The sequence below is a fragment of the Mesorhizobium sp. M7A.F.Ca.CA.004.06.1.1 genome (assembly GCF_003999135.1).
Taxonomy (GTDB): Bacteria; Pseudomonadota; Alphaproteobacteria; order Rhizobiales; family Rhizobiaceae; genus Mesorhizobium.
In genome coordinates this window covers 1-830 of record NZ_RZPQ01001279.1, presented here as the reverse complement: position 1 = coordinate 830, position 830 = coordinate 1, and the positions used below count along the sequence as shown (strand labels likewise).

Sequence of the window (830 nt, the reverse complement as noted above, 5' to 3'; positions counted from 1 at the left end):
GTCGATGAGCGCCCCTCTCCCCGTCACTATACGGGGAGAGGATGCCGGTAGGCAGGTGAGGGGCAGCGCCAAGGGCCGCCCTTGTGAATGAACGGCTGAGACGCGGCAGAACTAGTTGGCCGGAGCCATCGCATCCGTTGCCGGTTTCATCGCATCCGTCGCCGGCTTCATGGCGTCGGCGGCCGGCTTCATGGAATTGGTTTCCATCGGATCGGCCGGCTTCATTGCATCGTTTGCAGGCTTCATCGCATCCGCGGCCGGTTTCATGGCATTTGCAGCCGGCTTCATCGCGTTGGTCGCGTCGTCGGCGCGGGCGATGCCGCCGGCAAACAGCGCCGTCGAGCACAGAGCGAGAGCGAGCGCCGGCAGCGTCAGGCGGGAAATGGTCATGATGATCTCCTTGGGTTGGTCGTGATGGCGCGCCCTCTTGGCGGCCGTGCTATGCGGCGCCGCTCCATGCGGCGTTGCGCAATCTCTTGTCGAAGCGCGATCTAGTCGGTCGCGGCCGCCAGGATCGGTCCGCCACCGGGCGACTGCACGAGCACGGCCGTGCTCAGGCCGCCGGATGCGTGGGGCAGCGGATACGTCGTGGCCGCGCCGGTCCAGCCGCCGAGTTTTTCGAGCGCATGCACGACATTGGCGTGGGGCAAGGTGCGGCCGGTGTTTTCGCCGCGCGACACCGGCACCTCGACGATGCCCTTGGCATAGCGCACCAGCCAGACATCGGCGTGGCCGCCAGGTGCGGCGCCGGCGCCGATGCTGATCTTGCCGCCATCGAGCGACAATGCCGGGCCGCTCGTCCGGCCGCTCACCGAGATCAGCTTTTCGAT

General features: G+C 67.1%; 2 protein-coding genes. Both read right to left on the bottom strand.

What is annotated here, in order from left to right; genetic code table 11:
* Positions 1 to 111: 111 nt before the first annotated feature.
* Positions 112 to 390, bottom strand: a complete 279-nt coding sequence (locus tag EN906_RS35770; protein ID WP_127269733.1) for a hypothetical protein — start codon at positions 388 to 390, stop codon at positions 112 to 114.
* 101 nt (positions 391 to 491) lie between these two features.
* Positions 492 to 830 (bottom strand): DUF1223 domain-containing protein (locus EN906_RS35765; protein ID WP_127375851.1); only part of this gene is annotated, 339 nt, incomplete at its 5' end.